The sequence below is a fragment of the Klebsiella sp. genome (assembly GCF_027492335.1).
In the GTDB taxonomy this organism is placed as follows: Bacteria; Pseudomonadota; Gammaproteobacteria; order Enterobacterales; family Enterobacteriaceae; genus Klebsiella; species Klebsiella huaxiensis.
Window position 1 is genome coordinate 78989 of the sequence record NZ_JAPUEW010000011.1, and the last position, 20177, is coordinate 99165.

The window sequence follows — 20177 nt, forward strand, 5'->3', positions numbered from 1 at the left end:
TATGGCGATGGAAAACTACAATCCGCCACAGGATCCCTGGCTGGTTATCCTCTATCAGGATGAGCACATTATGGTGGTCAACAAGCCCAGCGGCTTGTTGTCCGTGCCGGGGAGACTGGAGGAACACAAAGACAGCGTGATGACGCGAATTCAACGCGACTTCCCGCAGGCTGAGTCAGTGCACCGCCTGGATATGGCCACCAGCGGCGTGATTGTGGTGGCGCTGACTAAAGCAGCCGAGCGCGAGCTGAAGCGTCAGTTCCGCGAACGCGAGCCGAAAAAGCAGTACGTCGCCCGCGTGTGGGGGCATCCGGAAAAAGCGGAAGGTCTGGTGGATTTACCGCTGATTTGCGACTGGCCGAACCGGCCAAAGCAGAAGGTGTGTTACGAAACCGGCAAAGCAGCGCAAACCGAGTATGAAGTGCTGGAGTTCGCACAGGATAATACCGCCCGCGTGCGCCTCAAGCCGATTACCGGACGTTCGCATCAGCTGCGCGTGCATATGCTGGCGCTGGGCCATCCGATTCTTGGCGACCGCTTTTATGCCTCGCCAGAAGCGCTGGCCATGGCGCCGCGTCTGCTGCTGCACGCCGAAACGCTGACCATCACCCACCCATCGTTCGGTAACGCGATGACATTTCGCGCCCCCGTCGATTTCTAATCGTTCAGAACTGTCCCGGGTCGTGCCGCTAGCGGCTCACCCGGGCTATCCCATTGCTTATTCAGCAAACGAGAAGTTCGCGTTAATCGCGGGCAAACCACGCATCAATCATCTTCTCGACGCGAGCGACAACCAGCCCGGTATCATGACGACGACTGCGTGCGCAGGCATGCGCGGGTTCTTCGCACAGCAGGCAGCGGCGCTGATTTTCACCCATTGATTGACGACCAACCAGGCCATTTTTCGGGCAAATCACGTCGATATCCCACAGGCGGCCCAGCGGATGAGTCTGTTCCAGCTCCGAGCAAAACGCTTTGATTTCACTGGCGGCGTGATCAACACACCACAGCGCTTCCGGGCCGGTCGGCAGCCACAATACCTGGCGATCGAGCGTTTGCCAGCGATGTTTCCACAGCATCTGATCGCAGGCCTGCAGCGCCACACCCATCATATTACGGTAGCGAATGCTGTCTTTCACCGCGCCCGGCGTCACCAGGGTCAGCGAAATCACCGGCTGCTGATAATGGGCTAACCAGTCGGCCTGGCGAGCCGCACGCTGCTCTTTCGCCGCCAGCAGCGCTTCCATGCTTACGCCCTCACGGGCGAGAGTATCCACTGACATTTGTTCCTCTCCTCACTTAATAAAAGACAGCGATCGGGCTGTCGTCGCAATAGCGAATAATGGCGCTGATTGTATCGCTAAACGATCCCTGTTTTGGAGACGGGGCGCAGAAATTTTCTGCGCCATTTAGCACGAAAAAGCAGATTTAAATGTTACAAAAAAGTTAAATCAGGTTAAAAAGTGACTGAGGAATAGCAGACCCAATGAAACATTAATCGCACCACCAATTCTTGTTGCGATCTGCGCGAACGGCATCAGGTTCATGCGGTTGCCGGAAGTCAGAATCGCCACGTCGCCGGTGCCGCCCTGACCGCTCTGGCAACAGGAAACAATCGCCACATCAATCGGATGCATACCTATCTTTTTCCCCACCACAAAGCCGGTCGCCACCAGCGCCGACACGGTGCTGATAATCACCAGCAGGTTGCTCACGGTGAAGGCGTTGACCAGCTCCTGCCAGGGGGTGATCGCCACGCCAACGGCAAACAAAATCGGATAGGTTACCGCCGTGCGGAAGAATTTATACACCATTTGCGAGCCCTCCTGCAGACGCGGAGAGACACCGTTAGCCAGTTTCAGCAGTACTGCGAGGAACAACATCCCCACCGGAGCCGGCAGGCCAATCATCTTCTGACCCAACATTCCCAGCATATACAGCAGCACAGCCAGCAGCGCGCCGGAGGCCAGCGTCGTCACATCCATTTTTCCCTCAGCAGACTCTTCGCGGTGCGTTTCGTTGCGGCGGTTTGGCATCAGCCGTCCTTCGCCGGTTAAATGCGGGAAGCGTTTGCCGAGCTGGTTTAAACAGCCGGAGATAACAATCGCCGTCAGGCTGCCCAACATCACCATAGGCAGCACGCGGCCCAGTGCAACGCCCTGATCCATATGCATCAGCGCGGCATAGCCTATCGACAGCGGAATAGCCCCCTCGCCTACGCCGCCAGCCATAATCGGCAGGACAATAAAGAAGAATACCTGGAACGGCTCCAGCCCCAGAGCGGTACCGACGCCAACGCCAACCAGCATGCCAACGATTTCTCCGCACAGCATCGGGAAGAAAATTCGCAGAAAGCCCTGAATCAGCGTGGTACGGTTCATGCTCATGATGCTGCCGACGATGATGCAGCAGATGTAGAGATAGAGAATGTTGGTCGACTTATAGAACCTGGTGGTCGATTCCACCACCACATCCGGCAGCAGGCCATAGTGCACCAGCGCGGAGGGAATAAACGTCGCGCAGATCGCCGCAGCGCCGAGCTTGCCCAGAACCGGCAAACGCTTACCGAATTCACCGCAGGCAAAGCCGAAAAAGGCCAGCGTTGCCACCATCACCACAATGTCGCTCGGCAGCTTGCCGCCCAGGCAGTCCAGCGCGATCAGGCCACCGGCTAGTAGAAACAGCGGCAGCGGGATAATACCGACTTTCCAGTTATCGAGGATATGCCACCAGCGCTGCTTGAGCGGTGCTTTCGGCGTATTAATAGGGTCGATGGTTGCAGAGAATGCATTGTCTGTGGTGCTCATAATTAAGCCCTCTGGTTATTATTACTTTTCAGGTTAGAGGGCCATACGCAGACTTAATGTGAGGCGTCACAGATTAAACACGAAGTTTTAATGGTCATTATGGTTTTTATGGTTTCTATTATTTATGTGATATTTCTCTGATTTATTAGCGTGGTTTTTATGGTTTTAAATCTACCTGCTAATTCACTTTGATAAATTCACCGCCAGCGGATAATTCTGCTTCCCTGATGCCTGTGTATACCCTAAATAATTCGAGTTGCTTAAAGGCGGCAAGGGAGTGAATCCCCAAGAGCATAGATAAACTATGCGACTGGGGTGAGCGAGCGTAGCCAACACATAAGCAACTTGAAGTATGACGGGTATAGGTGTTCACAAATTTCCTTCAGCCATGATGTCGGCAGCGCAAAAGATGATAAAGTGCCGCATCCCTGATACTGTGCATCATACTTATGAAAGTTTCATTTCAATTTAAGTTGTTCATTTCGCTGGTCGCCTTTTTCTCAGTCCTGTTTGCACTGCTGGGCGCTTATTATTATTTCGACGCCAGCCATCAGCTTTATCAGGAAATGAGCGCCCGCGCTAAAATACAGGCGGAAGAAATTGCTTTAATGCCGAATTTACGTCAGCAGGTCGCACGTGAAGACCCGCAGGCGATAAAACCGTTTATGCAAAATATCGCCGCCCACAGCGACGCCAGCTTTATCGTGATTGGCGATAAGCGGGGAGTGCATCTATTTCACTCGGTCCATCCGGAATGGGTCGGGACGCGGTTAGTTGGCGGCGATAACCTGGCGGTGCTGGAGGGGAAAAGCACCACCACCATCCGTAAAGGCGGGCTCGGTATTTCGCTACGCAGCAAAGCGCCGATTCTTGATGATGCGGGTCGGGTTGTGGGGATTGTCTCCGTTGGCTATCTCACCAGCTACCTCGACAGCATCACGCTGGAAAAAGTGATTAATATTTTCGTCGCCGCCGTACTGCTGCTTATCGCGCTGTTTGTCTTCTCCTGGTACTTCACCCGCAGCATCAAGAAGCAGATTTTCTCGCTAGAGCCGCGCGAAATCGGCCTGTTGGTGCGCCAGCAAAAAGCGATGATGGAGTCGATATACGAAGGGGTGATTGTGATTGACCACAACCGGCGTATCAAAGTGATAAACCACGCCGCCCGCAGCCTGCTTGGGCTGAGCCAACTCGCGCACCAGCTGCGCGGTAAGTCGATCGATAATGTCATCACCCCGCAACCGTTTTTCGCCAGCGCAGAGATGCTCGAAAGCGATACCCACGATGAGCTGTGTCGCTTTAATCAGCTTACCGTGCTCGCCAGCCGGGTGCGTATCATGCTGGAGGATTCGCTACAGGGCTGGGTAATTACCTTCCGCGACCGCGACGAAATCAACTCCCTTAGCGCCCAGCTCAGCCAGGTCAAACGCTACGTCGACAACCTGCGCATCATGCGTCACGAGCAGCTAAATCGCATGACCACCCTTTCCGGCCTGCTGCATCTGGGCCACTATGATGAGGCGATTCGCTATATTCAGGCCCAGTCGGAACATGCTCAGGAGCTGCTGGACTTTATCTCATCGCACTTTAATTCACCGACGCTCTGCGGACTGCTGCTGGGTAAAGCCGCCAGGGCGCGGGAAAAAGGCGTTGAGCTGAACTTTGACCCGGCCTGTCGTATCGACCGTCCTCTGTCATCGTTGATGGAGTCCGAGTTAATTTCTATCATCGGCAACCTGCTGGATAACGCCATTGAAGCCACCCAGCGCGCCGAGCTACCGCACGAACCGGTTGAAGTTCTGATCCAGTTGAACGCCCGGGAGTTAATGATTGAAGTGGCTGACCGCGGGGTTGGTATTCGTGCGGAAATCCGCGAGCGCATTTTTGAACGCGGCGTTACCACCAAAACCCGTGGCGATCACGGCATGGGTCTGTATCTTATTGAACGTTATGTCACTCAGGCGGGCGGCACAATTGAAGTGGCTGACAACGCGCCGCGCGGCGCGATTTTCACGCTGTTTATTCCCGCTGATGGGCCTGTTCATCCGCAACAAGAGACGCACTATGCATCATGACCTGGTCGATGTTCTGATCATCGAAGATGAAAACGAACTGGCGCGACTGCACGCCGAGCTTATCCAGAAACACCCGCGCATGCGGCTGGTAGGTATAGCAGCCTCACTCACTCAAGCGCGGCAAATGCTCAATACCAAGCCACCGCAGTTGGTGCTGCTCGATAACTACCTGCCGGATGGCAAAGGGGTCACGCTGATGACCGATCCTGTTCTGGCTAATGCCCACTGCTCGGTGATTTTTATCACCGCCGCCAGCGATATGGAAACCTGTAGCCTCGCTATCCGCAACGGCGCTTTCGATTACATTCTCAAGCCGGTGTCATGGAAGCGCCTGAGCCAGTCGCTAGAGCGGTTTGTGCAGTTTTACGATCAACAGCGCGAATGGAAGATTGTCGACCAGCAGAACGTCGATTCGCTGTATCAGCTACAGGCAAAAAACTACCGTACCGACAGCGGCAGTAAAGGCATCGAGGAGAAAACGCTGGCGCTGGTGCAAAACCTGTTTACCGGCAGAGAGGATCGCTGCTTTTCAGTGGATGAAGTGGTTAGCGAGGCAGGATTAAGCAAAACCACTGCCCGGCGCTATCTGGAGCACTGTGTGGAAATTGGCTTTCTGGAAGTGGAGATGCTGTACGGGAAGATTGGCCATCCGCGCCGTATGTATCGTCGCGCCGCAAGCGCATCCTGACGCCTCTCCCCGACGAGGAGAGGCCAGTAATTTAGAAGCCGCGCTGCTCTTTAATCAGCTCCCAGGCTTTCTGGATCTCCTGCGCTTTCTGCTTGGCCATCTCCATCATTTCCGGCGGCAGACCTTTCGCCACCAGCTTATCCGGATGGTGCTCGCTCATCAGCTTACGGTAGGCGCGCTTGACGGTCGCGGCGTCGTCGGTTGGCTTCACCCCTAATACGTTACAGGCATCCTCGAGGGTTGGCCCGCGCTGCGCCTGCTGCCAGCCGGCATTGCCGCCGTGCTGACCGTACGATTGCTGCTGCGAACCGCCGCCAAACTGCGCGCCGCCCTGCATCATGCGCAGGAACTGCTCAAACTGGGCGCGGGAGATACCCAGCTCATCAGCAATGACAAACAGCACTTCGCGTTCGTTGGGGTGCAGGTCGCCGTCAGCAAAGGCCGCCTGCAGCTGAATTTCCAGAAACATCCGAATCAAATCGAACCGACCAAAACAGACGCTGCGCAGCTGGCGCATTTTCTCACGCAGCGGGTAATCATCTGATTTTCCGACCCGAAATGCGTGCTGAGCCGCAGTACGCGCTTCGCCGTGCAGATTCATCCGATCCATCAGCAAATTGGCGACATGAATATCGGCTTCAGTGACACGGCCTTTAGATTTGGTCAGATGCCCCATCACTTCGAAAGTGGTGGAGAAGAACAGCGACTGGCGCTCCTGCTGGTTGGCAAAAACATTCAGCCGACGACTGCGTGCGCGGTCAAACATATGCCCGATTAAGAAGCCCAGCACCACGCCCCAGAAGCCACCACCCATCATCAACGCAACCGCAACGCCAATTATTTTACCCAAATACTGCATAGACTCCCCAATCTCTCTGCCGCCAGTTAAGCTATATCTGACCGCACATTACAAAGCGTTGACGCCTCGGTCAATTGTGGGACATAGCCTATAATTTGCTTTATCATACTCGTCATTCTACACGGTGCCTAACGCTCGGGTTCGAAACGGGCAGGATTAACACTAGCGCGATTAAGATGAGTACGTTAGGCTCTGACCGTTTGCAAGCCGCTGCCACACGATGACGGAACAACAAATACAACGTATGAAAAAACGTATTCCCAGCCTCCTGGCCACCATGATTGCCAGCGCCTTGTATAGCCAACAGGGCCTCGCTGCCGATCTCGCCACGCAATGTATGCTTGGCGTCCCAAGCTACAATCGTCCTCTGGTTGAAGGGAAACCCAACGACCTGCCGGTGACGATCGATGCCGATCATGCGAAGGGTAATTATCCTGATAACGCCGTTTTTACCGGCAACGTTGATATCAATCAGGGTAATAGCCGCCTGCAGGCCGATGAAGTTCAGCTCCATCAGCAGCAGGCCGCGGGTCAGCCGCAACCTGTACGCACGGTCGATGCGCTCGGCAACGTTCACTACGACGACAATCAGGTTATCCTGAAAGGGCCAAAGGCCTGGTCAAATCTGAACACCAAAGATACCAACGTCTGGCAGGGCGACTACCAAATGGTTGGCCGTCAGGGGCGCGGTACCGCTGACCTGATGAAACAGCGTGGTGAAAACCGCTATACCATTTTAGAAAACGGCAGCTTTACCTCCTGTCTGCCGGGCTCTGACACCTGGAGCGTTGTCGGCAGCGAAGTTATCCACGACCGCGAAGAACAGGTCGCGGAGATCTGGAACGCACGCTTTAAGCTCGGCTCGGTACCGATTTTTTACAGTCCCTACCTGCAGCTGCCGGTAGGCGATAAGCGTCGTTCAGGCTTCCTGATCCCTAACGCTAAATACAGCACCAAAAACGGCGCAGAATTCTATCTTCCTTATTACTGGAATATCGCGCCGAACTTTGATGCCACGATCACCCCGCACTATATGAGCAAGCGTGGCGGCGTGATGTGGGAAAACGAATTTCGCTACCTGACTCAGGCTGGCGCGGGTTTATTCGAGTTTGATTACCTGCCATCGGATAAGGTTTACGAGGACGATCACTCTGGCGACAGTAACAGTCGCCGCTGGCTGTTCTACTGGAACCATTCTGGCGTCGTAGATCAGGTGTGGCGCTTCAATGCCGACTACACCAAAGTCAGCGACCCGGACTACTTTAACGATTTCAGCTCCAAATACGGTTCCAGTACCGATGGCTACGCTACGCAAAAATTGAGCGCGGGCTACGCCAATCAGAACTTTGACGCGACCGTATCGACCAAGCAGTTCCAGGTCTTTGACCGCGACTCAAGCAACGCCTATTCCGCTGAGCCGCAGCTGGACGTGAACTACTATCAGAACGATGTCGGCCCGTTTGATACCCATTTTTACGGGCAAGCCGTACATTTTGTTAACTCGAACAGCAAAATGCCGGAAGCGACTCGCGTTCACTTCGAGCCGACCATCGATCTGCCGCTGTCTAACGGCTGGGGCAGCATCAATACCGAAGCCAAACTGCTGGCAACCCACTATCAGCAGAGCAATCTCGATCATTACAACGCGGTCAACGGCACCGACTATAAAGACTCGGTTAATCGCGTGATGCCGCAGTTTAAAGTTGATGGCAAAATGGTTTTCGAGCGCGATATGCAAGAGAGCTATACCCAGACGCTCGAACCGCGTATGCAGTATCTGTACATCCCCTATCGTGACCAGAGCAAAATAGGTAGCTACGACTCAACGCTGCTGCAATCTGACTATAGCGGCCTGTTCCGTGACCGTACCTACAGCGGCCTCGATCGCATTGCTTCAGCCAACCAGGTCTCCACCGGCGTCACATCTCGCGTTTATGATGCCGCCGCAGTTGAACGTTTTAACATTTCCGTTGGTCAAATCTACTATTTCACCGAGGCGCGAACCGGTGACGACAACATCAACTGGGAGAATAACGACACGCGAGGTTCACTGGTATGGGCCGGCGATACCTACTGGCGCATCACCGATGACTGGGGTTTACGCGGGGGAATTCAGTACGATACGCGTCTGGATAACGTCGCTACCGGTAGCGGAACCGTGGAATACCGTCGCGACGAAAACCGTTTAGTACAGCTTAACTATCGTTACGCGAGCCCGGAATACATTCAGGCGACTCTGCCATCGTATTCCACCGCGAAGCAATATAAAGATGGTATTTCGCAGGTAGGGATGACCGCCAGCTGGCCAATCGTCGATCGTTGGGCAGTCGTTGGCGCGTACTACTACGACACGAATACCAGAAAGTCAGCAAATCAGATGTTAGGGGTGCAGTATAGCTCTTGTTGCTACGCTATCCGTGTCGGCTATGAACGTAAGATTAACGGCTGGGATAACAGCAGCAGCGAAAGCAAATACGACAACACCTTCGGCTTTAACATCGAGCTGCGTGGTCTGAGCTCCAATTACGGCCTCGGCACCCAGCAGATGCTGCGTTCGAACATTTTACCGTACCAGAGCTCCCTGTGATGTGGCTGGTTTAAACGTAATCCGCAATTGCGGTTAATTGAAATGGAAAAAGTATGAAGAACTGGAAAACGCTGCTTCTCGGTATCGCCATGATCGCGAATACCAGTTTCGCTGCCCCGCAGGTTGTCGATAAAGTAGCGGCTGTCGTCAATAATGGCGTTGTTCTGGAAAGCGACGTCGCTGGTTTGATGCAATCGGTAAAACTTAACGCCGGCCAGGCCGGGCAGCAACTGCCGGATGATGCAACCCTGCGTCATCAGATCCTCGAACGTCTGATCATGGATCAGATAGTCCTGCAGATGGGCCAGAAAATGGGCGTGAAGATCTCTGACGATCAGCTCGACCAGGCCATTGCCAACATCGCTAAGCAGAACAATATGTCGATGGATCAGATGCGCAGTCGTCTGGCCTATGACGGTATTAACTACAACACCTACCGTAGTCAGATTCGCAAAGAGATGACGATTTCGGAAGTGCGTAATAACGAAGTTCGTCGTCGCATCACCGTTCTGCCGCAGGAAGTAGAAACCCTAGCAAAACAAATTGGCGATCAGAATGACGCCAGCACTGAGCTGAATCTCAGCCACATCCTAATCCCGCTGCCGGAAAACCCAACTTCCGAGCAGGTTGCAGAGGCTCAGGACCAGGCAAACTCAGTAGTTGAGCAGGCGCGCAGCGGTGCAGACTTCGGCAAATTAGCTATCACCTATTCTGCCGATCAGCAGGCGCTGAAAGGCGGCCAGATGGGCTGGGGTCGTATTCAGGAACTGCCTGGCATCTTCGCTCAGGCGCTGAGCACCGCGAAGAAAGGCGATATCGTTGGCCCGATTCGTTCCGGCGTTGGCTTCCATATCCTGAAAATTAACGATATGCGCGGCGGCAGCAAAAGTATCTCCGTTACCGAAGTTCACGCTCGCCACATCCTGCTGAAACCTTCGCCGATCATGAACGACGATCAGGCACGGGCGAAGCTTGAGCAGATCGCAGCAGATATTAAGAGCGGCAAAACCACCTTTGCTCAAGCGGCGAAAGAGTTCTCTGAAGATCCGGGTTCTGCTAACCAGGGCGGTGATTTAGGTTGGGCAACTCCGGATATTTTCGATCCGGCGTTCCGCGACGCGATTCTGCGCCTCAACAAAGGCCAGACCAGCGCTCCGGTTCACTCATCCTTCGGCTGGCACCTGATTGAACTGCTGGATACCCGCAACGTCGACAAAACCGACGCCGCGCAGAAAGACCGTGCTTACCGCATGCTGATGAACCGTAAATTCTCCGAAGAAGCGGCTACCTGGATGCAGGAACAGCGCGCCAGCGCGTACGTTAAAGTTCTGAGTAACTAAATGATCGGTACACAACGAGTCGTAATCACTCCCGGCGAACCCGCCGGGATTGGCCCCGACCTCGTCGTGCAGCTTGCGCAGCGCGACTGGCCGGTAGAGCTGGTGATTTGCGCCGATGGCGCCCTGTTATCCGACCGAGCAAACCTGCTCGGTCTTCCTTTATCCCTTAGGCCTTACGACCCCACCGTTCCTGCCTCAGCGCAACGCGCGGGCACCCTGACGCTTCTTCCTGTCGCTCTCAACGTACCGGTTGAGCCAGGTGTGCTTAACGTTAGCAACGGTGGTTACGTGGTCGACACGCTGGCCCGCGCCTGCGATGGCTGCCTGAACGGCGAATTTGCCGCGCTGATCACCGGGCCGGTACATAAGGGCATTATCAATGATGCAGGTATCGCCTTTACTGGTCACACCGAGTTCTTTGAAGAGCGCTCACAGGCCAGTAAAGTGGTGATGATGCTGGCAACCGAAGAGCTGCGCGTGGCGCTGGTGACCACTCATCTGCCGCTAAAAGCGATAAGCGATGCGATTACGCCAGACCTGCTGCGTGAAATCATCACCATTCTGCATCACGACCTGCGCACCAAATTTGGCATTAATGACCCGCACGTGCTGGTCTGCGGCCTGAACCCGCATGCAGGCGAAGGCGGTCACATGGGAACGGAAGAGATCGATACGATTATTCCGGTGCTTGAAGAGATGCGCGCAAAGGGCATGAACCTGAGCGGCCCGCTACCGGCAGACACCCTGTTTCAGCCGAAATATCTCGACCATGCCGATGCGGTACTCGCGATGTATCACGATCAGGGCCTGCCCGTGCTAAAATACCAGGGCTTTGGCCGCGGCGTGAATATTACGCTCGGTTTACCTTTTATTCGCACCTCTGTTGACCACGGTACCGCACTCGAACTTGCGGGCCAGGGAAAAGCGGAAGTCGGCAGTTTTATCACGGCGCTTAATCTCGCCATCAAAATGATTGTTAATACCCAATGAATAATCGAGTCCATCAGGGCCACTTAGCCCGTAAACGTTTCGGGCAAAACTTTCTCAACGATCAGTTCGTGATCGACAGCATTGTCTCGGCCATTAATCCACAAAAAGATCAGGCGATTGTTGAAATCGGCCCCGGCCTTGCCGCACTGACTGAGCCGGTCGGTGAACGCCTCGACAAGTTGACCGTTATCGAGCTGGACCGCGATCTGGCTGCACGTTTGCAAACGCATCCGTTCCTCGGACCAAAGCTGACGATTTATCAGCAAGATGCGATGACCATGAACTTCCGCGAGCTGTCGCAGACCATGGGCCAGCCGCTGCGCGTGTTTGGCAACCTGCCGTACAATATCTCCACGCCGCTGATGTTCCATCTGTTCAGCTATACTGATGCCATTGCCGACATGCACTTTATGCTGCAAAAAGAAGTCGTCAATCGTCTGGTTGCCGGGCCGAACAGTAAGGCGTATGGTCGATTGAGCGTGATGGCGCAATATTACTGCCAGATAATTCCGGTACTTGAAGTCCCGCCGAGCGCCTTTACGCCAGCACCTAAAGTGGATTCTGCCGTCGTGCGTCTGGTGCCTTACCGCACGCTGCCGCATCCGGTAAAAGAGATTCGCGTGCTGAGCCGCATCACCACCGAGGCTTTCAACCAGCGTCGGAAAACGATCCGTAACAGCCTCGGCAATCTGTTCAGCGTCGAGGTTCTGACCGAGCTGGGTATCGACCCGGCGAAGCGCGCAGAAAATATTTCCGTGGCGCAGTATTGTCAGTTAGCTAACTGGTTATCTGAGAACGCGCCCACCAAGGAGAGCTAACCATGATCAATTCGCCCCGAGTTTGTGTGCAGGTACAAAGCGTCTATATCGAATCGCAATCTTCTCCAGAAGAAGAGCGCTACGTTTTCGCTTATACCGTCACCCTGCGTAATTTGGGGCGGACTCAGGTTCAGCTTCTTGGTCGCTACTGGCTTATCACCAACGGCAATGGTCGTGAGACCGAAGTTCAGGGTGAAGGGGTTGTCGGCGAGCAGCCGCATATTCCGGCCGGCGGCGAATTTCAATATACCAGCGGCGCGGTTATTGAAACGCCGCTGGGCACCATGCAGGGACACTATGAGATGATCGATGTGAACGGCGCGCCGTTCTCCATTGAAGTCCCTGTTTTCCGTCTCGCAGTACCCACTCTCATCCATTAAAACAATGTCTACATACCTTATTGGCGACGTTCACGGTTGCTACGATGAACTGATCGCATTATTAGAGCAGGTGGAGTTTAATCCTGAGGTTGATACGCTGTGGCTCACGGGCGACCTGGTCGCGCGCGGCCCCGGTTCGCTCGAAGTACTGCGTTTCGTAAAACTGCTTGGCGATAGCGTGCGCATTGTGCTGGGTAATCACGACCTACATCTGCTGGCGGTATTTGCGGGTATCAGCCGCAACAAACCGAAAGACCGACTGAAATCACTGCTTGAAGCGCCGGATGCCGACGAACTGCTCAACTGGCTACGTCGTCAGCCGATGATGCAAATCGATGAAGAGAAAAAGCTGGTGATGGCTCATGCAGGCATCACTCCGCAGTGGGATCTGGAAACCGCCAAACAGTGCGCCCGCGATGTTGAGGCGGTGCTGTCCAGCGACTCCTACCCGTTCTTTCTCGATGCCATGTACGGCGATATGCCGAACAACTGGAGTAACGAACTCAGCGGTCTGGCACGCCTGCGCTTTATCTCCAACGCTTTTACCCGCATGCGCTACTGCTTCCCGAACGGGCAGTTGGATATGTATGCCAAAGAAGCGCCGGAAAGCGCCCCCGCACCGCTCAAACCGTGGTTCGCCATTCCTGGCCCGGTAGCGAGCGAATACAGCATCGCCTTCGGTCATTGGGCTTCGCTGGAAGGAAAAGGAACGCCGGAAGGCATTTACGCGCTGGATACCGGCTGCTGCTGGGGCGGAGATCTCACCTGTCTGCGCTGGGAAGATAAAATGTACTTCACGCAGCCGTCGAATCGCCAGAAAAATATGGATGAAGGCGAGGCGATCGCCTCCTGAGAAAAGTCCCCCGGTGAGCCATAGCCACCGGGGAAAGCTTTAGCGGCGTTCCAGAATCTCGAAGCAGTAGCTGTGGGAGTTCTGCGCATCAGCGTCGTGAAACTCGCTGAATACCGACTCCCACTGGTCCGGATCGTAATCCGGGAAATGGGTATCGCCTTCCACTTCAGCATCAATATGCGTCAGATAGAGCTTGTGCGCTTTCGGCAGGAACTGCTCGTAAACGCGACCACCACCAATCACCATCATCTCTTCAACATCGCCGCAGGCGGCAATGGCTTCATCAACGGACTTCACCCACTGCACGCGATCGTCGGTGCCGGGCTGGCTGCTAATAACGATATTTTTACGCCCCGGTAACGGGCGTCCGATGGATTCCCAGGTCAGACGACCCATTACTACCGGCTTGTTTAAGGTGTTGCGCTTAAACCAGGCGAGATCGGCAGGCAGATTCCACGGCATGGCGTTTTCCATACCGATGACGCGATCTACCGCTAACGCCGCAATCAGACTGATCATTGATTAATTCCCGAATGCAAAAAATTGCCGCCACTATACGGAAAGCGTAATACTTCGTCGACTGGGCGAAGAGTAAAGAATCAGAAAATTTTAAGATTTGCTGGCAAGCCCACGTAAGCCACGTGAGCCGCCAGAACAGGATCTAAATTGAAAACAAATTGTTACTTGTAAAGCTAGCGTAACACGCGTAATTCATCGTCAGGCCGAGGGCTTATTCTGTGGCTCATCGGCAATATCGCCAGTGTGCCGTCCCTCTTCCGTCCCCTGCCAACCATGGCGCTGAACCAGCGATAAATGGTTGCGATCCTCGTTGATAATACCGGTCAGCATATCGCTGGTGCGTTTGAATACCGCCACCCGGGAAGCCGCATCGTTTTCCGCCATCGCCACCATCTCTTCGACCATTTGCAGATTGAAACGGCGGAACAGATCGGCACGCTCGCGAGCCTCATATGCCCCCAGCCCCAGCGCCTCGAGGGTCATTCGCCCGGACTTCAGCGCCGCTTCAAAGGTTTCACGCTCTGGCGCTTCGACGCCGACCTGACGCAGCTTGATGTAATGATCGACATCGCGGGCGCGGGAGATAATTTGCAGATGCGGGAAGTGCTCTTTCGCCAGTTCCGCCAGCTGCAGGTTAGTCTGCGGATCGTCGATGGCGTTAATCAGCACTTCTGCTTTTTCCGCCCCCGCCGATTCAAGCAGATCAACCCGCGTCGCATCACCGTAGAACACTTTCATATCAAACTTACGCAGGGTGTCGACGTGGTCAGGGTCATGATCGAGGATAACCATCTTCACGCCGCTGGAGAGCAGCACACGACCAGCAATCTGCCCATAGCGCCCGAATCCGGCGATGATGACTCGCGGCTGCTCTTCATCAATCTCATCGGCTTCACGCTCCTGACCGCTGGCAGATTTTTCCAGACGGGTCAGCAGCACCAGCAGAATCGGCGTTGCCGCCATTGACAGCGCAACGGCCAGGGTCAGCGCCTTCGCCCACTCACTGTCCAACACATCAGCCATCTGCGCCGCGCCGAAGACCACGAAAGCAAACTCGCTTCCCTGCCCGAGTAGCACCGCAAACCAGCGGCGCTGGGCGCGCGGTACACCTAACGGTTTGGCTATCAACCACAGCATCAGTGATTTAATGACCAGGAAACCAACCAGTAAAATCAGAATACGTAGCGGATGGGTCACCAGGGTACCGAAGTCGATAGACATCCCGACGCCGATAAAAAACAACCCCAGCAGCAGGCCTTTAAACGGCTCAATATCGCTTTCCAGCGCATGACGGTATTCAGAGCTTGCCAGCAATACTCCGGCAAGGAACGCCCCCATAGCCATCGACAGCCCAACCTCCTCCAGCAGCAGCCCAAAGCCAAACACCAGGAACAAGGCCACGGCGCTGAACACCTCACGCAGACCGGAGCGCGCAACAAAACGCAGCATGGGCCGGGTCAGATAGCGGCCGAGCGCCACCACCAGTGCCAGCGCCCCCGCGACTTTCAGCGCCGAGAGAGCAAACGCCCCCAGCGTCGTTGAACCGCCGCTCGCCGCCAGCAGCGGGATCATCGCCACCAGCGGAATTGCCGCGATATCCTGGAACAGTAACACCGCAAATGCGCTCCGGCCCAGCTGCGTCACCGTCAGGTTGCGTTCGTTCATCGCCTGCATGGCAATCGCCGTTGATGAGAGCGCCAGGGTCATACCAATCAGTTCCGCCACCTGCCAGCGCAGGCCCAGCGACATGCAGAACAGGCCGATCAGCGCCCCGCAGACCACCATCTGCAACGCCCCGCCACCGAACACCGAGGCGCGCAGCTTCCACAGGCGCTGCGGATCCAGCTCCAGGCCGATGACAAAAAGCATCAGCACCACGCCGATTTCCGCAAAATGCAGAATCGACTCGGCGTCGGTGACCAGCCGCAACCCCCACGGGCCAATAATACAGCCAGCGATTAAGTAGCCGAGCACCGACCCCAGCCCAAGACGCACGGCAATCGGCACAATCAGCGCGGCGGACCCCAAATAGATGAGCGCCTGTATGAGCGTATGGCTATCCATTATTGTGCGCCTCCTGCCATTCGATTAAGCGTTGCCGATAATGGCGCGCCTGCGCCTGAAGGGTTTCGTCATCGCAGACAAAAGTGCAATGCATGGCGAACGGCGGCAGCCATTTCATACCACAGTACAAACCCGTCGCCTGCAGCGGCTGCGCCAGAACGTCAAAACCGGGGAATGAACCGATAGCAAAGTGGCTTTCGCCGCCACCGGTGGTCACCGCCCACATCAGCGATTTCCCGCGCAGCGCGATACCGTTGTGGCCGTAAGCCCAGCCGTGCGATAACACCTTATCCATCCACAGCTTCAGCAACGGCGGTACGCTGTACCACTGCATCGGATGCTGCCAGATAACCAGATCGGCACGGGCCAGCGCCGCCTGTTCGGCGGCGATATCGATATTGAAATCGGGATAAAGTTGATAGAGAGAGCGTATCTCTACGCCATCAAGCGTCCTTGCCTGCTCAAGCATCCGCTTATTCGCATGCGAGTGCTGCGGATAGGGATGTGCATAAATTATAAGAATCATTGATTCGCCTGCGTTAACTCTTGTTGTAATCAGCAAGAGTGTAGACAGTTAATTGAATCGCTTACAATGATAAGTGTGATTTATATCTCATAGTGTTACGCATTTCGCGGTTGTTTAGTGACCGCAACATCCGGCTGAGTGGTATCCAGGTCGCACTTCTTCGGCAGCAGGAAGGTAATGGTCCCGGCAATGATTAACGAGCCGGCCAGCGCGCAAACCGCCACGTTCTGCCCGTAAAGATAAATCATCACCCCCACCAGATACGGACCGCAGAACCCACCAAGGTTACCCAGGCCATTAATCACGCCGCGCGCGCTACCGGCTACCTCCGGCGAGGCGATACGTCCCGGCATTGACCAGAATGGGCTGGTTGCCGATTTCAGGAAGAAGCCGCAGACCACCAGCGCGATATAGGCCGCCACCACATGTTCACGCAATATTACCGAGGCCACCAGCGCTGCTGCGAAGCAGTAAAGCGAGAAACGAACCCACAGACGACGTTTGCCGCTACGATCGCTGAACAGCGAAATCACATAGATCCCTGCCAGCGTCGCCATGAACGGCAGTATGGCGAGGAACCCGACGCTGGCCATGCTGCCGCCGGTCAGCCCCTTCAGGATGGTCGGTAGCCACAACGTGTAGCCATAATCGCCGGTCTGGTAGAAGAAATTGAGGATCACCAGCTTCATCAGGCCAGGGTTGCGGAACACATCTTTAACCGGCGCGTTGCTTACCGGCGCTTCCTCCAGCTTTGCCGCCCGCTCGGCGGCCAGGGTAGTGACCAGATACTGACGCTCGCTTTCCGGCAACCAGCGCGCTTCTTCTGGACGGTCACTGATCATGAACCACCACACTACCAGCACCACTATCGACAGCAGGCCTTCGATGATAAACAGCCAGCGCCAGTCAAGCGCCGCGATAATCGCGCCCGATACCGGCGCGGTCAACATACCGCCCAGCGGGGCAAACATCATCACGAAAGCATTCGCCCGGCCGATCTCTTTCTCCGGGAACCAGTTGCTGATCATGGTCAACACTACCGGCAGCATTCCACCTTCAGAAACGCCGAGAATAAAACGCAGCACCAGCAACTGATATTCGTGCGTGACAAAACCGGTGGCGATAGAGACCACCGCCCAGGCCACCAGCGACCAGGCAATAAATTTCTTCCCACTGCCGTTTACCGCAATTCTGCCGCCGGGTATTTGCAGAAATAAATAACCAATAAAAAATATTCCGCTGGCGACACCGGCCATCTGGCTGGTAATACCTAAATCGGTTTCCATTCCGCCGGGCAGCGCAAAGCTAATATTAACCCGGTCCATAAACGAAATAATACAGGCGATCAACACCGGCGTAATAATACGCAGCCAGCGGGTGCTGGGAATTTTATCGTTCATATATCGCACTCTCTATGCAGAGGTTATCATTGTAATAAAGTGAGCGTAGGGACAGAGAAAAAGAAATGGTAATTAATTAATCGCGTTGGGTAATTCCGCGCCGGCGAAATAAGCGGCAACGTTGGCGTATACCACATCGCTCATTTTCTGCCGTGTCTCGTGAGTGGCGCTGGCAACGTGCGGTTGCAGGACGACATTATCGAGCGCAATGAGTTCAGCCGGTACATGTGGCTCATCTTCGAAGACATCAAGACCCGCCCCGGCGATAACACCGTTTTGTAACGCATGAATCAGCGCTTTTTCGTCCACCAGAGAACCACGGGCGATATTAATCAGCCAGGCGTGTTTCGGCATGACGTTAAACACGGAAGCATCAATCAGCCCGCGGTTAGCTTCGCCCCCCGAAGCCGCGATCACCAGAAAGTCGCTTTCGTGGGCCAGCGTGTGCAGATCCGCACACCACTGATAGCGCAGTCCTTTAACCTTTTTGCGATCGGTATAGAGCACTTCCATATCGAATCCGCTCGCGCGGCGGGCGATAGCCTGGCCGATATTGCCCATCCCCAGCAGGCCAATGCGTTTGCCGCTCACTTGGGTTGCCAGCGGCAGTCCGCCGTTCAGCCAGCGCCCCTCACGCACAAAACGATCGCCCTGACACAGCTGACGTGAACCCGCCAGCAGCAGACCCATCGCCAGGTCCGCGACATCGTTGGTCAGCACGCCGGAAGTGATAGAGACGGCAATCTGCCGGGAACGGGCGAAATCTAAATCGACGGCATCAGTCCCCACGCCGAAGATAGCAATCAACCCAACGTGCGGCAGCAGTTCCAGAACGCTGTTCTGTACGCCAACATCACCCCGGGTCACAACAGCGGCAATGTTTTCCCCCTGCTCGCGCAGAAAAGTAATCGGGTCTTCCTGCTCATACAGGCGATACAGCGGAAACTCTGCAGCCAGTTGCGCCTGCAGAGCGTCAATAACGGGGGCCACTAAAAGGACGGCGCGGGTAATAGCATTATTCATCAGATCACCTGTTTGATAGTTCAGTACGACGGTAGTCACTATCAAACGGGTTTTTTGTGTGGTTTTTTGCGATCTGCGTCACGCTGAATCGTGTTAAAAATAGCTGTTACGCTCTCCGTGATCGCTAAGACAAAACTGGCTTGCGGCGGGCGTACGGTGGACGATGCGTTAACCTTCTGCTAACACCGAGCCATCGCCGTTCAGGCAGGGTTAAATGGTTTCGCCCATCGACAGCCGATAATGCAGATCGACTTTTTCGATAGTGGGCAGCCCTTTGATTTTCTTAATTAAGATCTCTGTCGCGACTTTACCCATTTCAAAACGCGGCGTCAGCACGCTGGCGAGACGCGGGGACACTATCTGCCCTATCTCCAGGCCATGAAAACCCGCAATCGCCAGCTCCTGCGGCACATTGATACCGCAAGCGAGGCACTCCTGTAACACGCCGACCGCCAGATCGTCATTAGTACACAGAATCGCGTCCATATCGGCGTACATCTGCCGCGCCAGGGTCATCATTCCGGTGCCTATTGATACCGACGATACCTTATTCGGCGCGATACGCCCTTGCGGCAATCCGGCATTCGCCATCGCCTGACAGTAACCGGCATAGCGCTGCTCATCACGCACGTCAGACATCGAACCAAAGTAGATAACCCGCCGCTTGCCGCTCGCCAGCAGCATATTGGTCATATCGAACCCGGCTTTAAAATTATCGAAGCCGACATTGATACGCCCGACGTTGTCCGTCAGCCCCATCACTTCAGCCACGGGAATTTTTGCCGCATTGAGATATTTGTCTGCCCGCAAAGTATGCGCCGACTCGGTCAATAGCAGGCCCTTGACGTTAAAGGCCAGCACGGCGGCGATCTGCTCCTCTTCGCGCTGGCGGTCGTAATCGTAGTTCACCACCAGCGTCTGATAACCGTGCGCGGTGGTGACCGACTCAATTCCAGCCAGCAGATCGGCAAAAATTTGATTATGAAAGGAGGGAATAAGCACGCCAATGCGCGGGACGACAACGCTGATCATCGCCGGATTATCGGGGTCCGGCTCATAGCCAATTTCGGCAATCACGCTGGCGATACGCTCCGCCGTTTCAGGCTTCACTTTATCCGGGGTACGTAAATAGCGGCTGACGGTCATCTTGGTTACGCCCGCCAGCGCTGCAATATCATTGAGCGTAATGCGTTGTGCTTTCATCTATCGGCCCGTCAAATACATCCACTGCATCAGGCCATTATGCCT

18 protein-coding genes are annotated in these 20177 nt (G+C 55.0%); 9 read left to right on the forward strand and 9 right to left on the reverse strand.

What is annotated here, in order from left to right:
* The first annotated feature begins 1 nt into the window (after position 1).
* Positions 2-661 (forward strand): bifunctional tRNA pseudouridine(32) synthase/23S rRNA pseudouridine(746) synthase RluA, encoded by a 660-nt coding sequence (gene rluA, locus QVF11_RS04660; protein ID WP_110272602.1) that lies wholly within the window; start codon positions 2-4, stop codon positions 659-661.
* A gap of 82 nt (positions 662-743) precedes the next feature.
* Here the strand turns inward: rluA and citX are convergent, their stop codons facing one another.
* Both citX and QVF11_RS04670 read right to left on the reverse strand, forming a co-directional pair.
* Positions 744-1283: a citrate lyase holo-[acyl-carrier protein] synthase gene (citX, locus tag QVF11_RS04665; protein ID WP_110272603.1), complete on the reverse strand. Its 540-nt coding sequence runs from the start codon at positions 1281-1283 to the stop codon at positions 744-746.
* Positions 1284-1451: 168 nt separating this feature from the next.
* Positions 1452-2807 carry a 2-hydroxycarboxylate transporter family protein gene (locus tag QVF11_RS04670; RefSeq protein ID WP_287855349.1) on the reverse strand — a complete coding sequence of 452 codons (1356 nt, stop codon included), beginning with the start codon at positions 2805-2807 and terminating at the stop codon, positions 1452-1454.
* 449 nt (positions 2808-3256) lie between these two features.
* On the opposite strand from QVF11_RS04670, the gene QVF11_RS04675 reads away from it, so the two are divergent.
* A complete protein-coding gene (locus QVF11_RS04675) occupies positions 3257-4882 on the forward strand; it encodes an ATP-binding protein (protein ID WP_287855350.1) in 1626 nt (541 codons plus the stop codon).
* Positions 4872-5570 carry a response regulator gene (locus tag QVF11_RS04680; RefSeq protein ID WP_287855351.1) on the forward strand — a complete coding sequence of 233 codons (699 nt, stop codon included), beginning with the start codon at positions 4872-4874 and terminating at the stop codon, positions 5568-5570. The genes QVF11_RS04675 and QVF11_RS04680 overlap by 11 nt, the downstream gene beginning before the upstream one ends.
* A 31-nt stretch (positions 5571-5601) precedes the next feature.
* On the opposite strand, the gene djlA is transcribed toward QVF11_RS04680, so the two are convergent.
* Entirely contained in the window at positions 5602-6429 is an 828-nt protein-coding gene (gene djlA, locus QVF11_RS04685; protein WP_112215559.1) for a co-chaperone DjlA, read from the reverse strand.
* A 244-nt stretch (positions 6430-6673) separates the two neighbouring features.
* On the opposite strand from djlA, the gene lptD reads away from it, so the two are divergent.
* Genes lptD through apaH form a run of 6 tightly spaced genes read left to right on the forward strand, consistent with a single transcriptional unit; the run spans position 6674 to position 13397 of the window.
* A complete protein-coding gene (gene lptD, locus QVF11_RS04690; RefSeq protein ID WP_112215560.1) occupies positions 6674-9016 on the forward strand; it encodes an LPS assembly protein LptD in 2343 nt (780 codons plus the stop codon).
* Between the two features lie 53 nt (positions 9017-9069).
* Positions 9070-10356, forward strand: a complete 1287-nt coding sequence (gene surA / locus QVF11_RS04695) for a peptidylprolyl isomerase SurA (protein ID WP_112215561.1) — start codon at positions 9070-9072, stop codon at positions 10354-10356.
* Complete coding sequence (gene pdxA / locus QVF11_RS04700) at positions 10357-11346, forward strand: 4-hydroxythreonine-4-phosphate dehydrogenase PdxA (RefSeq protein WP_112215562.1); 990 nt, start codon at positions 10357-10359, stop codon at positions 11344-11346.
* The gene (rsmA, locus tag QVF11_RS04705) at positions 11343-12164 is read left to right on the forward strand and encodes a 16S rRNA (adenine(1518)-N(6)/adenine(1519)-N(6))-dimethyltransferase RsmA (RefSeq protein ID WP_110272611.1); all 822 of its coding nucleotides are present in this window, start codon (positions 11343-11345) and stop codon (positions 12162-12164) included. The genes pdxA and rsmA overlap by 4 nt, the downstream gene beginning before the upstream one ends.
* Positions 12165-12166: 2 nt before the next feature.
* Entirely contained in the window at positions 12167-12544 is a 378-nt protein-coding gene (apaG, locus tag QVF11_RS04710; RefSeq protein WP_112215563.1) for a Co2+/Mg2+ efflux protein ApaG, read from the forward strand.
* A 4-nt stretch (positions 12545-12548) separates the two neighbouring features.
* Positions 12549-13397, forward strand: a complete 849-nt coding sequence (apaH, locus tag QVF11_RS04715; protein WP_112215564.1) for a bis(5'-nucleosyl)-tetraphosphatase (symmetrical) ApaH — start codon at positions 12549-12551, stop codon at positions 13395-13397.
* 39 nt (positions 13398-13436) lie between these two features.
* Here apaH and folA read toward each other — a convergent pair whose 3' ends face one another.
* The 6 genes from folA to QVF11_RS04745 all read right to left on the reverse strand — a co-directional run bounded on the left by folA (position 13437) and on the right by QVF11_RS04745 (position 20132).
* Positions 13437-13916, reverse strand: a complete 480-nt coding sequence (folA, locus tag QVF11_RS04720) for a type 3 dihydrofolate reductase (protein ID WP_112215565.1) — start codon at positions 13914-13916, stop codon at positions 13437-13439.
* Positions 13917-14114: 198 nt separating this feature from the next.
* Positions 14115-15980 carry a glutathione-regulated potassium-efflux system protein KefC gene (gene kefC, locus QVF11_RS04725; protein WP_112215566.1) on the reverse strand — a complete coding sequence of 622 codons (1866 nt, stop codon included), beginning with the start codon at positions 15978-15980 and terminating at the stop codon, positions 14115-14117.
* Entirely contained in the window at positions 15973-16506 is a 534-nt protein-coding gene (kefF, locus tag QVF11_RS04730) for a glutathione-regulated potassium-efflux system oxidoreductase KefF (RefSeq protein WP_110272616.1), read from the reverse strand. Before kefF ends, kefC begins: the two co-directional genes overlap by 8 nt.
* 95 nt (positions 16507-16601) lie before the next feature.
* Entirely contained in the window at positions 16602-17906 is a 1305-nt protein-coding gene (locus tag QVF11_RS04735) for an MFS transporter (RefSeq protein WP_142512335.1), read from the reverse strand.
* A 72-nt stretch (positions 17907-17978) separates the two neighbouring features.
* Entirely contained in the window at positions 17979-18929 is a 951-nt protein-coding gene (locus QVF11_RS04740; protein ID WP_287855352.1) for a 2-hydroxyacid dehydrogenase, read from the reverse strand.
* 210 nt (positions 18930-19139) lie between these two features.
* Entirely contained in the window at positions 19140-20132 is a 993-nt protein-coding gene (locus tag QVF11_RS04745; protein ID WP_112215568.1) for a LacI family DNA-binding transcriptional regulator, read from the reverse strand.
* Positions 20133-20177 lie beyond the last annotated feature (45 nt).

What these genes read in the sequence shown, in the direction of transcription:
- QVF11_RS04745 (WP_112215568.1), bottom strand. Translation starts at nt 20,132, where the DNA reads ATGAAAGCACAACGCATTACGCTCAATGATATTGCAGCGCTGGCGGGC.
- rsmA (WP_110272611.1), top strand. Translation starts at nt 11,343, where the DNA reads ATGAATAATCGAGTCCATCAGGGCCACTTAGCCCGTAAACGTTTCGGG.
- kefC (WP_112215566.1), bottom strand. Translation starts at nt 15,980, where the DNA reads ATGGATAGCCATACGCTCATACAGGCGCTCATCTATTTGGGGTCCGCC.
- kefF (WP_110272616.1), bottom strand. Translation starts at nt 16,506, where the DNA reads ATGATTCTTATAATTTATGCACATCCCTATCCGCAGCACTCGCATGCG.
- QVF11_RS04680 (WP_287855351.1), top strand. Translation starts at nt 4,872, where the DNA reads ATGCATCATGACCTGGTCGATGTTCTGATCATCGAAGATGAAAACGAA.
- surA (WP_112215561.1), top strand. Translation starts at nt 9,070, where the DNA reads ATGAAGAACTGGAAAACGCTGCTTCTCGGTATCGCCATGATCGCGAAT.
- lptD (WP_112215560.1), top strand. Translation starts at nt 6,674, where the DNA reads ATGAAAAAACGTATTCCCAGCCTCCTGGCCACCATGATTGCCAGCGCC.
- QVF11_RS04740 (WP_287855352.1), bottom strand. Translation starts at nt 18,929, where the DNA reads ATGAATAATGCTATTACCCGCGCCGTCCTTTTAGTGGCCCCCGTTATT.
- folA (WP_112215565.1), bottom strand. Translation starts at nt 13,916, where the DNA reads ATGATCAGTCTGATTGCGGCGTTAGCGGTAGATCGCGTCATCGGTATG.
- apaG (WP_112215563.1), top strand. Translation starts at nt 12,167, where the DNA reads ATGATCAATTCGCCCCGAGTTTGTGTGCAGGTACAAAGCGTCTATATC.
- QVF11_RS04735 (WP_142512335.1), bottom strand. Translation starts at nt 17,906, where the DNA reads ATGAACGATAAAATTCCCAGCACCCGCTGGCTGCGTATTATTACGCCG.
- pdxA (WP_112215562.1), top strand. Translation starts at nt 10,357, where the DNA reads ATGATCGGTACACAACGAGTCGTAATCACTCCCGGCGAACCCGCCGGG.
- QVF11_RS04675 (WP_287855350.1), top strand. Translation starts at nt 3,257, where the DNA reads ATGAAAGTTTCATTTCAATTTAAGTTGTTCATTTCGCTGGTCGCCTTT.
- citX (WP_110272603.1), bottom strand. Translation starts at nt 1,283, where the DNA reads ATGTCAGTGGATACTCTCGCCCGTGAGGGCGTAAGCATGGAAGCGCTG.
- apaH (WP_112215564.1), top strand. Translation starts at nt 12,549, where the DNA reads ATGTCTACATACCTTATTGGCGACGTTCACGGTTGCTACGATGAACTG.
- rluA (WP_110272602.1), top strand. Translation starts at nt 2, where the DNA reads ATGGCGATGGAAAACTACAATCCGCCACAGGATCCCTGGCTGGTTATC.
- QVF11_RS04670 (WP_287855349.1), bottom strand. Translation starts at nt 2,807, where the DNA reads ATGAGCACCACAGACAATGCATTCTCTGCAACCATCGACCCTATTAAT.
- djlA (WP_112215559.1), bottom strand. Translation starts at nt 6,429, where the DNA reads ATGCAGTATTTGGGTAAAATAATTGGCGTTGCGGTTGCGTTGATGATG.